Here is a 12695-nt window from a genome sequence, read left to right as displayed (position 1 = left end):
AAATGCTTTTGCCCTATCCGCGCTTATCCGCGCAAATCCGTGGCAAAAAAGCTCTTCCCGCGCCCTGTCACGCAGCACCGGCCTACCCCACCCGCCGCAGCTCAAGCAGCGGCCCCGGCTGCAGGAACGGCAGCAGCCAGTGGTCGATGAGCAGGAACGCGAACAGCGCCATCAGGTAAACCACCGAGTAGTTGAACACCCGCATGGCGAAGAACTCGTCCGGCGGGTCCATCAGCCGCCACGCGTACCACAGGAACACCAGGCCCAGGACCAGCGCCCCGCCCAGGTAGAACAGGCCGCTCATGCCCGCCACCCAGGGCAGCACCGTCACCGCCACCAGCAGCACCGTGTACAGCAGGATCTGCCAGCGCGTGTACTGCACGCCGTGGGTCACCGGCAGCATCGGCACCAGCGCGCGCGCGTAGTCCTCGCGGCGGAAGATCGCCAGCGCCCAGAAATGCGGCGGCGTCCATACGAAGATGATCAGCACCAGCAGCAGCGCGTGCGCCCAGTCCCATTCGTTCTGCATGCCGGTGACCGCCGACCAGCCCAGCAGCGGCGGCGCGGCGCCGGCGATGCCGCCGATGACGATGTTCTGCGGCGTGGCGCGCTTCAGGTAGCCGGTGTAGACGATCGCGTAGCCGATCAGCGAGGCGAAGGTCAGGAGCGCGGTGATCACGTTCACCAGCGCCACCAGCAGCGTCATCGACAGCGCGCCCAGGAACACCGCGAACGCCAGCACCTGCGCCGGCGCCAGGCTGCCGGTGGCCAGCGGGCGGTTGGCGGTGCGCACCATCACTTTGTCGATGCGCTGGTCGATGAGGTGGTTGATCGCCGCGGCCGATGCGGCGGCCAGCCAGATGCCGATGAAGCCGGCCACCGACTCCCGCAGCGGCGGCAGCCCGGGCACCGCCATGAACATGCCCACAAACGCGGTGAACACGATCAGCGCCACTACCCGCGGCTTGGTCAACTGCCAGTACTGGCCGAACTTCGCAGCCATCTCAGTCCACCCCGCGCAGGCGCGCCAGCAACGAAACCAGCACGAACACCAGCAGCGCCGCGCCACCGTTGTGCATCACCGCCACCGGCAGGGGCAGCGACAGCTTGACGTTGAGGATGCCCAGGGTGACCTGGGCCACGGTCAGCAGCGCCAGCAGCGTACCCCAGCCGCGCAGGCCCGGCGTTCGCAGCATGCGCACCGCGGCCCACAGCAGCACGGCCGCGGCCACCACCGCGCCCAGGCGGTGCGCGACATGGATGGCGATCCGCGCGACGCCATCGAGCACGCCGCCCTCGTAGTCCACGCCGATGCCGCGCCAGAGCACGAAGCCTTCGCTGAAATCGGTGGGCGGGAGCCACATGCCGGCGCACTGCGGGAAGTTCGCGATCGACCAGCCGCCGGCCCCGCAGGACAGCGCGGCGTAGTTGGCGCTGACCCAGCCACCCAGCGCGACCTGCACGCCCAGCACCGCCAGCGCGCCCCACAGCAGGCAGCGCAGCCGGCCGGCATAGGCCAGCACGATCGGCCGGTTGAGGGCACGCCAGGCCATCCAGGTAAGCAATGAGAAGGTCAACAGCCCGCCCAGCAGGTGGCCCATCACCACCACCGGCTTCAGCAGCCAGGTCACCGTCCACATGCCGAGCAGGGCCTGGAAGATGATCACCGCCAGCGTCAGCGAGGCCTCGCGCGCGAGGTCGCCGCCGCGCCAGCGCAGCGCGGCCGCGAGCAGGATGGCTTCACCCGCCACCGCGAGCACCGAGGCCGCCACGTGCGCGCCCGACATGTACACCGGGATCGCCACCGCCACCACGCCCGCGGCCACCAGCACCTGGGTGATGCCGTGCGGGCGCCGGCGCGCGGCCAGCAGCGCCATCGCCAGCACCAGCAGGCCCAGGATCGCCGCAGCGTGGCGGTGCACCTGTTCGCGCCAGGCCTTGTGGTCCTCGAACTCGCGGATGCTGCTGGCGGCGTGGTCGGCGACGTGCTCCGCCGCCTGCGGCCAGGTGGCGCGGCCGTAGCAGGTCGGCCAGTCCGGGCAGCTCAGGCCGGCGTGCGACAGGCGCACGAAGGCGCCGAACACGATCACCCCCAGCGCCAGCGCCACCGCCAGCCAGGCGATCCGGTGGAAGTGCCGGTGGATGTGGCGGGATCCGTGGTGCGTGGCGTTGCCGTTGGTCATCACTTCAGCTTGAGCAGGCGCGCCAGGTCCGTGCGCAGGTGGCCGGGATCGGAGCCCGGCGCGTAGCGCAGGATGACGAAGCCGTGGGGGTCGACAACATACACCGGCACGCCCTGCGCGCCGCCTGCATCAAGTCCGGGGAGCTCCGCGTTGAACGCGGGCACCGGCTCGATGACGTGCCAGACCCGGTTCTGCAGCGCGCCCTCGGGCGGCGCGCCGACCCAGAGGATGTGCACATGGTCGGCATTGTGGCCGAACAGGCGCCAGACCTTGTCCAGGTCCTGTGACAGGGCCACGCAGGCCGTCGTGCAGTCCGCGGGCGGCGCGACCACGATCCGCCAGGTGCGCTCGACCGGGTTCCAGTGGTATTCGCCGCCGTCGACCAGCCGCGGCACCACCTCGCGCAGATCGCCGGGCGGCTGCAGCAGCTCGCCGTGGTTCTTCATGCCTGCCGGGCGCCAGCCGGAGAAGCGCAGCGCGCCGGCCACCAGCGCGCTGCCGAAGAATACCGCCACGATCAGCAGCAGCAGCGTGCGGTTGCGGTTGCGCTGGCGCGGGGTCACCGGCGGTCGGGGCGTGGGGTCGGTCATTTGCGGGGCCTGCGGAAGGTGAGGACCACGGCGGTGGCGAGCACCGCGATGGCAAGCGCGAACCACTGCACGGCGTAGCCGAGGTGGCGTTCGGGCGGCAAGGTGTTGGGCAGCACGTCGAGGTCGCGGGCGTAGCCAAGCTCGATCCCTGGATCGAGCTTCAGGACCCGCGGCGCAAGCCCGGGCTGGTGCAGCGGCGCCGCCAGCGCGGCCGGGTCCAACCCGATCGCGAGCAGGGTGCCGTCGGCCTGCGCGGCGAAGCCGGCGGGCCCGATGCCGTGCGAGGGCGGCGGCGCCAGCAGCCCGGCCAGCATCTGGCCACCGACCGGGCGCGCCACCTGCGGCAGCGTGCGGTCGCCGGGCAGCGGCAGCCAGCCCAGCTCCACCAGCAGCGGATCGCTCCCCGCCTCCGGCACGAACACGCGGTAGGCGCGCACGCCGGCGCGGCCGCCGCGCTGCTGGTTGTCGAGCAGTACCGCGGGCACCTCGGCGAAATGGCCGGGGCCGGCGACCCAGTCGTATCCGCGCACGCGCGCGGGATCGGCAGCCGCCGACAGCGCCAGCGGCGCGCGCGCGGCCACGGTCGCCGCCACGGCGTCCAGCATCGCCTGCTTCTGGTGCTGGCGGCCGAGTTGCCACTGGCCCAGTGCGCAGAAGCCCGCGATGGCCAGCAGCGCCAGCGCCCAGCCGAAGGACAGAGTCGCATTGCGGCTCATCGCGTCGCCCACCCCAAGTGCGATACTGCGGGGATCGCACCGGCCCGCTGGAGGCCACGCATGAGTGATTCGCTGAAAACCCTGCTCATCATCGGATTCCTGATCCTGATCGTATGGAACCTGGGCGCCGGCCTGTACTACATGCTGGTCGACAAGGGCACCACCAAGCGCACCGTGAACGCACTCACCAAGCGCATCGCGCTGTCCGTGGCGCTGATCCTGATCGTGCTCCTGTCGATCTGGATGGGGTGGATCACGCCCCACGGCATCCAGGGCTGAGCCAGGCCGACCGGGTGGCGCCGTCCCGCGGCGTCGATCCGGTCCGGCGGCGCAGACACGAAGGCCGGCAATCGCCGGCCTTCGTCATTCCATGACGGCCGCCCTGGCGGGCGCGCGCCTCAGACCACGTAGACGAACAGGAACAGCGCCAGCCAGACCACGTCGACGAAGTGCCAGTACCAGGCCACGGCCTCGAAGGCGAAGTGGTTGTCCTTGGTGAAATGGCCCTTGAGGCAGCGGAACCAGATGATCGCCAGCATGATCGTGCCGAGCGTCACGTGCGCGCCGTGGAAGCCGGTGAGCATGAAGAAGGTCGAGCCGTAGATGCCCGAACCCATGGTCAGGTTGAGGTCGCGGTAGGCGTGGATGTATTCCTCGACCTGGAAGAACAGGAAGGTGCAGCCGAGCAGCACCGTCAGTCCCAGGAAGACCAGCAGCTGGCGGCGGTTGTCGGCCTTCAGCGCGTGGTGGGCGATGGTCAGGGTCACGCCCGACGTCAACAGGATGAGCGTGTTGAGCAGCGGCAGGCCCCAGGCCGGGATGGTCTGGAAGGTGCCGCCGATCGCGCCCGGGCCGGCCGACGGCCAGGCCGCGCTGTAGCCTTCCCACAGCAGGGCATTGGTCATCACGCCATCGCCGGCGCCGCCAAGCCACGGCAGCGACAGCGCGCGCGCGTAGAACAGCGCGCCGAAGAACGCGGCGAAGAACATCACCTCGGAGAAGATGAACCACACCATGCCCATCCGGAACGAGCCGTCGACCTGGCGGTTGTGGTAACCGGAGACCGACTCGAGGATCACGTCGGCGAACCACTTGAACAGGATCAGGATCAGGCCGGCCGCGCCGACGAAGAACACGGTCCTGCCCCAGGAGACCTCGTTGAACCAGCTCGCGAGCCCGAAGAAAAGGACGAACAGCGCCACCGATGCGAACAGCGGCCACTTGCTGTCGTGCGGGACGAAATAGACGTTCGGGTCTTGGTGGTTGGCTTGGGCCTGTGCCATGTCGGTATCCGTTGTTGCTGGGTCAAGGTGCCGCGTGCGGCACGGTCGTCGCTGCCGCGGCGGCGACGGTGGCCTGCTCGCGTTCGGTCAGGACGTCGTTCTTGTAGAAAGTGTAGGACAGGGTGATGGTCTTGACGTCGTCGGGCAGCGAGGGGTCGATGATGAAACGCACCGGCATGTCGCGCGTCTCGCCCGCGGTCAGCGTCTGCGCGGTGAAGCAGAAGCACTCGGTCTTGGCGAAATAGCCCGACGCGCGCGCCGGTGCCACCGAAGGCGTGGCCGTGCCGACGATCGAACGCTCGCTGTCGTTGTGCGCGAAATAGGTGGTCTCGTACTGCTGGCCCACCTGCACCTGCATGCGCGCCTGGTTGGGCCGGAACGACCACGGCAGCGAGGAGTTCACGCCGCCGTCGAATTCCACCGTGACCATGCGCGCCTCGGCCGCGGCACCGGCGGCGGCCGCGGTGCCGGCATCAGCCGCGGTGTTGTCGAGGCGGATGCCGAAGACCTTCTCGCAGGCGATCCGGTACAGCGGCACCAGCGAGAACGTGAACGCGAACGCGACGCCAGCGGCCAGCACCATCTTGCCGATGCCGGCGGTATTGGAGCGCTTGCCGGTCATGACGCCAGGACTCCGGAAAGGATGAATGCGATGTAGATCGCCAGCGCGACCGCGCCCAGCACGAGCGCCATGCGCAGCGCGCGCCGCCGCTGTTCGGCGACGCGTGCGGGATCGCGGTTGTCAGGCGCGGCGGGCATCGTTGACGGGCTCGATCTCGCCGCCTTCCGGATCCAGGTCGCCATGGGCGAGGTCGCCCGGGCCGATCACCGGCGGCGTGGTGAAGGTGTGGTGCGGCGCCGGCGACGGCACGGTCCACTCCAGGCCACGTGCGCCTTCCCACGGACGCTGCGGCGCAACGGCACCCTTCTTCAGCGAGTGGAACAGGATGCCGAACATCATGAAGGGCGTGACGAACATGCCGAACGCACCGATCGAGCTGATCAGGTTCCAGTCGGCGAACACCACGTTGTAGTCCGGGATGCGGCGCGGCATGCCGGCCAGGCCCAGGAAGTGCTGGGGGAAGAACAGCAGGTTGACGAACACCATCGTCCACCAGAAGTGGAACTTGCCCCAGGCCTCGTTGTACATGCGGCCGGTCCACTTCGGCCACCAGTAGTAGACCGCGCCGATCAGCGCCAGCACGGAGCCCGTGACCAGCACGTAGTGGAAGTGGGCGACTACGAAATACGTATCGTGGTACTGGAAGTCGGCCGGGACGATCGCGAGCATCAGGCCCGAGAAGCCGCCGATCGAGAACAGGATCACGAAGGCGATCGAGAACAGCATCGGTGTCTCGAAGGTAAGCGAACCCTTCCACATGGTGCTGACCCAGTTGAAGATCTTCACGCCCGTGGGCACCGAGATCAGCATGGTCGCGTACATGAAGTAGATCTCGCCGCCCAGCGGCATGCCGGACGCGAACATGTGGTGCGCCCACACGATGAAGCTCAGGAAAGCGATCGCGGCGGTCGCGTACACCATGGCCTGGTAGCCGAACAGCGGCTTGCGGCTGAAGGTCGGGATGATCTCCGAGACCACGCCGAAGGCCGGCAGGATCATGATGTAGACCTCCGGGTGCCCGAAGAACCAGAAGATGTGCTGGTACATCACCGGGTCGCCGCCGCCGGCGGCATTGAAGAAGCTGGTGCCGAAGAACTTGTCGGTCAGCAGCATCGTCACCGCACCGGCGAGCACCGGCATGACTGCGATCAGCAGGAATGCGGTGATCAGCCAGGTCCACGGGAAGATCGGCATCTTCAGCAGGTCGACGCCCGGCGCGCGCATGTTGAGCACGGTGGCGATGACGTTGATCGCGCCCATGATCGAGCTGATGCCCATCATGTGGATGGCGAAGATGGCGAAGGCCATGCTGGAGCCGCCCTGCAGCGACAGCGGCGGGTACATGGTCCAGCCGCCGGCCGGTGCGCCGCCCGGCAGGAACAGGGTCATCAGCAGCATCGTGAAGGCGAACGGAAGGATCCAGAACGACCAGTTGTTCATGCGCGGCAGCGCCATGTCGGGCGCGCCGATCTGCAGCGGGATCAGCCAGTTGGCCAGGCCCACGAAGGCCGGCATCACGCCGCCGAAGATCATCACCAGCGCGTGCATCGACGTCATCTGGTTGAAGAAGTGCGGGTCGACGTGCTGCAGCCCCGGCACCGCCAGCTCGAGGCGGATGACCACGCTCATCGCCGCGCCGATGATGAACATCATGAAGCTGAAGAGCAGGTACAGCGTGCCGATGTCCTTGTGGTTCGTGGAGAAGAACCAGCGCTGGACGAAGCCCTGCTTGTGGCCCTCGTCGTGGTGGTGTTCGGCGGTTGCGGTATGCGTGGACATGACTGTCGGCCTTTCGTGTTCGGTCAGCCGGCGCTGGAAGCGTCGGCGGGGGCGGGTGCCTGCGGGGCGGTGGGCTCCTCGCCCTGCAGCACGTCTTCGACCATATCGGGGTCGACCGAGCTCGGGGCATTGCCCTCACCGCCCTGCGGCACCGCCGACGGCTCGCTCGGCACGCCTGCGCCGGACTGCTTCATCGACGCGAGCCAGCTTGCGTACTCGTCCTTCGGCAGCGCACGGACCACGATCGGCATGAAGCCGTGGTCCTTGCCGCAGAGCTCGGCGCACTGGCCGCGGTACACGCCGGGCTCGTGGATCTGGGTCCAGGCCTCGTTGACGATGCCCGGCACCGCGTCCTGCTTCCAGCCCAGCGCCGGCACCCACCAGGAGTGGATGACGTCGTCTGCGGTGATCACGAAGCGGACCTTGGTGTCCACCGGCAGCACCAGCTCGTTGTCGACGTCGAGCAGGTAGTGGGGATTGGCGGCAAGGTCCGGGCGCTCGCCGCTCTGGCGGATGCGGTCGCTCTCGCGGTCGAGGCGGCTGGTGATGGAGACGTCCTCGCCGAGGTAGTCGTACTTCCACATCCACTGGTAGCCGGTGACCTTGACGGTCATCGCCGAGTCGCGGGTGTCGTACATCGCGATCAGCTTGGCGGTGGCCGGCCAGGCCATGATCACCAGCAGGATCACGGGAATCACGGTCCAGACCACTTCGGCCTTGAGGTTGTGGCTCCACTTGGCGGCCACCGCGCCCTTGGACTTGCGGAAGGCGAACATCGCGTACGCCATCGCGCCGAACACGACCACGCTGATCGCCACGCAGATCCACAGCACCAGCATGTGCGCCTCGTAGGCGTTCTGCGACGAGGAGGTGACCCCGCGCCCCATGTTCAGCTGCCATCGCGTCGGGTCGGCCGCCTGCGCCAATGCCGCTGCCGGTGCCGCGGCAACGGCCGCCAGAATCCACCGCAAGAATCGCGCCTGCCTCATGCGTGCAACCCCAATGTCGTCGGTGGCGGCCGGCTGGCCGCCTGTTGGAACGGTTGTTCGGAAGGCCCCCCGGCCGGCATGACGCTCCGGCAAGTGGACCGGCCACACCCCAGTGGGGGCGCCTGATCGTCGTGATGTTAGCCGCCGCGCTGCCTGACCGGCAAGCGCGGCGGCTTCGCAGGTGCCCTGCGGGCGCGCTTCTGGCCCGCCCCGACGGCTAGAATTCGAGTTCCCTCCCCGCGCATGACCCCAGTGAACGATTTCCTCCCGGTTGCCCCGCCTCCGCCGTCCGATCCGCTGCGCGCCAACATCACCCGCCACTGGCTGGCGGACGAGGCGACGCGGGTCCGCGCCCTGCTCGAAGAGGCCCGCCAGCCGCCCGGGGACGCGGCCGCGATCGCCGCCACCGCCGCGGATCTGGTCCGCCGCGTGCGCCTGCGCGCGCCCGACCAGGGCGTGGTCGAATCCTTCATGCGCCAGTACGACCTGGGCAGCGAGGAGGGCGTGCTGCTGATGTGCGTAGCCGAAGCCCTGCTCCGCATCCCGGATGGCGAGACCACCGACCGCCTGATCCGCGACAAGCTGGGCGACGCCGACTGGAAGCGCCACGTCGGCCAATCGGATTCGGTGCTGGTCAACGCCTCCACCTGGGGCCTGATGCTGACCGGCCACCTGGTCGACCTGGCCGACGGCACCAGGCGCGACGTGCACGGCGCCTTCAAGCGCCTGGTCGGCCGCGCGGGCGAGCCGGTGATCCGCCTGGCCGTGCGCCAGGCGATGAAGATCATGGGCCACCAGTTCGTGATGGGGCGGACGATCGGCGAGGCGCTGTCGCGCGCACGCAAGGGCCGCAATGCGCACTACCTCTATTCATTCGACATGCTGGGCGAGGCCGCGCTGACCCGGCACGACGCCGACCGCTACCTCGAGGCCTACCGCGCCGCGATCGATGCCATCGGGCGCGACGCCGGGCGCGACGCCGGCCGCCCCGCCGACGCCATCGTCGCGCCCTCGATCTCGGTCAAGCTGTCGGCCCTGCATCCGCGCTATGAACACGCCAAGCACGCGCGCGTGCTGGCCGAACTCGCGCCGCGCCTGCTGGAGCTGGCGCAGCGCGCAAAGCAGCACGGCATCGGCCTGACCGTCGATGCCGAGGAGGCCGACCGCCTGGAGCTGTCGCTGGACGTGATCGAGGCCGCCTGGCTGGATCCTTCGCTCGAGGGCTGGAACGGCTTCGGCATCGTCGTCCAGGCCTACCAGAAGCGCGCGCCGTTCGTGATCGACTGGATCGCGGGCCTCGCCAGCCGCGGCGGGCGCCAGGTCCCCGTGCGCCTGGTCAAGGGCGCCTACTGGGACGCCGAGGTCAAGCGCGCCCAGGTCGAGGGCTTCCCCGGCTACCCCGTATTCACGCGCAAGCCCAACACCGACGTCAGCTACCTCGCCAATGCCCGCCGCCTGCTCGACGCCGGCGCGGCGGTGTACCCGATGTTCGCCACCCACAACGCGCAGACCATCGCCGCCGTGCACCGGCTGGCGGCCGGGCGGCCGTTCGAGTTCCAGAAGCTGCACGGCATGGGCGACGATCTCTACGACGAGGTGATCCCGGCCGACCGCCTGGGCGTGCCCTGCCGCGTGTACGCGCCGGTGGGCAGCCACGAAGAGCTGCTGCCCTACCTGGTGCGGCGCCTGCTCGAAAACGGCGCCAACTCCAGCTTCGTCAACCGCATCACCGACACCGACGTGCCGATCGTCGACCTGGTCCGCGACCCGGTCGACGTCGTGGCCGCATTCGACAGCATCCCGCATCCGCGCATCCCGCTCCCGGCCGACATGCTTCGCAGCCAGGGCACCGACAGGACCAATTCCATGGGCATCAACCTCGCCAACGACGACGACCTGCGCAGCCTGGCCGCGGCGATGGCCGCCGAACCCGGCAACTGGCAGGCCACGCCGCTGGTCCCGGGGGCCGCCAGCGCCGGCGACTGGATCGACGTCACCAGCCCCGCCGACCGCCGTCGCACCGTCGGCCGCTGGCAGCCCGCCGACGCCGCCACGGTCGAGCGCGCGATGGTCAACGCGGTCGCCGCGCAGCCTGCCTGGGACGCGACGCCGGTGGCCAGCCGCGCCGCCCTGCTCGAGCACGCCGCCGACCTGCTGGAGCAGCGGATGCCGCGCTTCATGGCGCTGTGCACGCTGGAGGCCGGCAAGACCATCCCCGACGGCGTGGCCGAAGTGCGCGAGGCGGTCGACTTCCTGCGCTATTACGCCGGCCAGGCGCGCAGCATGTCCGCGCCGGAGATCCTGCCCGGCCCGACCGGCGAGACGAACACCCTGCAGTTGGCCGGGCGCGGCGTGTTCGCCTGCATCTCGCCGTGGAATTTCCCGCTGGCGATCTTCATCGGCCAGGTCGCCGCGGCCCTGGTGACCGGCAACACCGTGCTGGCCAAGCCCGCCGAGCAGACCAGCCTGGTCGGCTTCGAGGCGGTGAAGCTGCTGCACGAGGCCGGCGTGCCGGACGCCGTGCTGCAGTTCGTGCCCGGCGACGGCGCAAGCGTCGGCGCGGCGCTCACCGGCGACGCGCGCATCGCCGGCGTGGTGTTCACCGGCTCCAACGGCACCGCGCTTGCGATCAACCGCGCGCTGGCCGCGCGCGACGGCGCGATCGGCACCCTGATCGCCGAGACCGGCGGCCAGAACGCGCTGATCGCCGACTCCTCGGCGCTGCCCGAGCAGCTGATCAAGGACGTGATGGCCTCGGCCTTCACCTCCGCCGGCCAGCGCTGCTCGGCCGCGCGCGTGCTGTTCGTGCAGGACGACATCGCCGACAAGGTCATCACCATGCTCGCCGGCGCCATGGCCGAGCTCAAGGTCGGCGATCCCGACGACCTGTCGACCGACGTCGGTCCGGTGATCGATGCCGACGCGCTGGGCATGCTCGACCGCCACGCCGCGCGCATGCAGGACGAGGCGCGGCTGATCGCGATCGCTGCGATGGGCGACGACACCGCGCACGGTACCTTCTTCGCCCCGCGCGCCTGGGAGCTCAAGTCGCTGTCGCAGCTGGACCGCGAGAACTTCGGTCCCGCGCTGCACGTGATCCGCTGGAAGGCCGGCCAGCTCGACCAGGTGATCGATGCCATCAACACCACCGGCTATGGCCTGACGCTTGGCATCCACTCGCGCATCGACGACACCGTGGAGCTGATCGCCGCGCGCGCGCGGGTCGGCAACGTCTACGTCAACCGCAACCAGGTCGGCGCGGTGGTCGGCGTGCAGCCCTTCGGCGGCCAGCGCCTGTCCGGCACCGGGCCCAAGGCCGGCGGCCCCCACTACCTGCCGCGCTTCACCACCGAGAAGGTCGTCACCATCAACACCACTGCGGCTGGCGGCAATGCCTCGCTGCTGACGCTTGGCGACTGACGACGAGCGCCCAGCACGGCGAATGTCCGGCTGCCATCCGGCAGCTCGTATACCCCATGCTCATCCACGGGTATCGAAGGACAGATCCTATGCACATCGCCAGACCCCTGCTCACCACTGCCGCCGTTGCATTGCTGGTGCTGTCGGCCACGCCAGCGTCGGCACAGTCCGCGTACCTGGACCAGATGTCCACGGGTCCAGGAACCTGCCAGGCGGCATTGCCCGCCTTCGAGGGCCAGGTCCGCAAACGGCCACTGGCGCTGCAGAACGAAGGCACCGCGTCCGCCTTCGTGACCTGCGCGCCGCCGCAGTTCACAGGCCTCGCCGACGGCGACTACGGCCTGGACGTCACGTTCATCAACAACGGCAGCTCGGCGGCCACCGTGAGCTGCACCGGCGTGTCCATCGGCCAGATCCCCACGATCTACGTATCCAAGGCGATCAGCGTTCCGTCCGGTGCGACGAGAATCCTCAACTGGAAAGACACTGACGGAAGCAGCAAGTGGGTGACGAGCTGCAACCTGCCGCCGGGGACCGGAATCGGCACCGTCCAATCCTATGGGGTGTCCATCTAGTGAATCCAGGAACGGGAGGACGATCCATCATGCGAACTGCATTCACCAGCATTCTCCTCACTGGCGCGCTGGCGCTGGCCCTCCCGGCCAGTGCCGGCAGCCTCACCCAGTCGCTGCAGGTCAACGGCAGCGGCGCCTGCCAGGCCGCGCTGCCCAATTACGAGGGGCAGATCCGCAAGCGCCCGCTGGCTATCCAGAACGAAGGCACGTCACTGGCGTTCGTCACCTGCTCGCCGACAAGCGTGCAGTTCAGAGACATGCATGCCTTTGGCCAGAGCGTCTATCTGGCCAATGATTCCGCGGTCGATGTCACCGTCAGCTGTACGGGCGTGATGGGCGGCGGTGCCGGCAACGACCCGCCCGAATATTCGACGAAATCGGTCACCTTGCCGGCCGGCACCGTCGCGGGGATTTCCTGGTCGACCGCCGACTTGCCCGACTATGCGCCCAGAAGCGGCACCCCATTCAACACCAGCTGCACGCTGGCGCCTGGCGTGGGCGTGCGCACGCTGTACGTTCACCAGCTCATGAGCTGAAA

13 protein-coding genes are annotated in these 12695 nt (G+C 69.1%); 4 read left to right on the top strand and 9 right to left on the bottom strand.

The window, feature by feature from the left end; genetic code table 11:
* Positions 1 to 82 precede the first annotated feature (82 nt).
* The 4 genes from cyoE to ACW7GZ_RS14065 are packed head-to-tail and all read right to left on the bottom strand — an operon-like array spanning position 83 to position 3489.
* Positions 83 to 1003: a heme o synthase gene (gene cyoE, locus ACW7GZ_RS14080; RefSeq protein WP_457009798.1), complete on the bottom strand. Its 921-nt coding sequence runs from the start codon at positions 1001 to 1003 to the stop codon at positions 83 to 85.
* Position 1004: 1 nt separating this feature from the next.
* Positions 1005 to 2183, bottom strand: coding sequence for a COX15/CtaA family protein (locus ACW7GZ_RS14075; protein ID WP_457009796.1), 1179 nt, complete (start codon positions 2181 to 2183; stop codon positions 1005 to 1007).
* Positions 2183 to 2773 (bottom strand): hypothetical protein, encoded by a 591-nt coding sequence (locus ACW7GZ_RS14070; protein WP_457009794.1) that lies wholly within the window; start codon positions 2771 to 2773, stop codon positions 2183 to 2185. Before ACW7GZ_RS14070 ends, ACW7GZ_RS14075 begins: the two co-directional genes overlap by 1 nt.
* On the bottom strand, positions 2770 to 3489 hold the full coding sequence (locus ACW7GZ_RS14065) for an SURF1 family protein (protein ID WP_457005043.1): 720 nt from the start codon (positions 3487 to 3489) through the stop codon (positions 2770 to 2772). Before ACW7GZ_RS14065 ends, ACW7GZ_RS14070 begins: the two co-directional genes overlap by 4 nt.
* A 60-nt stretch (positions 3490 to 3549) precedes the next feature.
* On the opposite strand from ACW7GZ_RS14065, the gene ACW7GZ_RS14060 reads away from it, so the two are divergent.
* Complete coding sequence (locus ACW7GZ_RS14060; protein WP_343254606.1) at positions 3550 to 3768, top strand: twin transmembrane helix small protein; 219 nt, start codon at positions 3550 to 3552, stop codon at positions 3766 to 3768.
* Positions 3769 to 3887: 119 nt separating this feature from the next.
* On the opposite strand, the gene ACW7GZ_RS14055 is transcribed toward ACW7GZ_RS14060, so the two are convergent.
* Genes ACW7GZ_RS14055 through coxB form a run of 5 tightly spaced genes read right to left on the bottom strand, consistent with a single transcriptional unit; the run spans position 3888 to position 8162 of the window.
* Positions 3888 to 4772 carry a cytochrome c oxidase subunit 3 gene (locus ACW7GZ_RS14055; protein ID WP_457005041.1) on the bottom strand — a complete coding sequence of 295 codons (885 nt, stop codon included), beginning with the start codon at positions 4770 to 4772 and terminating at the stop codon, positions 3888 to 3890.
* Positions 4773 to 4794: 22 nt separating this feature from the next.
* Positions 4795 to 5394 (bottom strand): cytochrome c oxidase assembly protein, encoded by a 600-nt coding sequence (locus ACW7GZ_RS14050; protein WP_457005039.1) that lies wholly within the window; start codon positions 5392 to 5394, stop codon positions 4795 to 4797.
* Positions 5391 to 5531, bottom strand: coding sequence for a hypothetical protein (locus tag ACW7GZ_RS14045; protein ID WP_457005037.1), 141 nt, complete (start codon positions 5529 to 5531; stop codon positions 5391 to 5393). Before ACW7GZ_RS14045 ends, ACW7GZ_RS14050 begins: the two co-directional genes overlap by 4 nt.
* Positions 5515 to 7173, bottom strand: coding sequence for a cytochrome c oxidase subunit I (gene ctaD / locus ACW7GZ_RS14040; RefSeq protein ID WP_457009792.1), 1659 nt, complete (start codon positions 7171 to 7173; stop codon positions 5515 to 5517). The genes ACW7GZ_RS14045 and ctaD overlap by 17 nt, the downstream gene beginning before the upstream one ends.
* A gap of 23 nt (positions 7174 to 7196) precedes the next feature.
* Positions 7197 to 8162, bottom strand: coding sequence for a cytochrome c oxidase subunit II (gene coxB / locus ACW7GZ_RS14035; RefSeq protein WP_457009790.1), 966 nt, complete (start codon positions 8160 to 8162; stop codon positions 7197 to 7199).
* A gap of 243 nt (positions 8163 to 8405) precedes the next feature.
* Between coxB and putA the strand changes: the two genes are divergently transcribed.
* From putA to ACW7GZ_RS14020, 3 genes are all read left to right on the top strand, one after another.
* A complete protein-coding gene (putA, locus tag ACW7GZ_RS14030; RefSeq protein ID WP_457009788.1) occupies positions 8406 to 11582 on the top strand; it encodes a bifunctional proline dehydrogenase/L-glutamate gamma-semialdehyde dehydrogenase PutA in 3177 nt (1058 codons plus the stop codon).
* An 89-nt stretch (positions 11583 to 11671) separates the two neighbouring features.
* A complete protein-coding gene (locus ACW7GZ_RS14025) occupies positions 11672 to 12157 on the top strand; it encodes a hypothetical protein (RefSeq protein ID WP_457005030.1) in 486 nt (161 codons plus the stop codon).
* A 29-nt stretch (positions 12158 to 12186) separates the two neighbouring features.
* The gene (locus ACW7GZ_RS14020) at positions 12187 to 12693 is read left to right on the top strand and encodes a hypothetical protein (protein ID WP_457005028.1); all 507 of its coding nucleotides are present in this window, start codon (positions 12187 to 12189) and stop codon (positions 12691 to 12693) included.
* Positions 12694 to 12695 lie beyond the last annotated feature (2 nt).

This window comes from Luteimonas sp. A537 (genome assembly GCF_054052065.1).
This window is presented reverse-complemented; position numbering and strand designations above follow the sequence as displayed.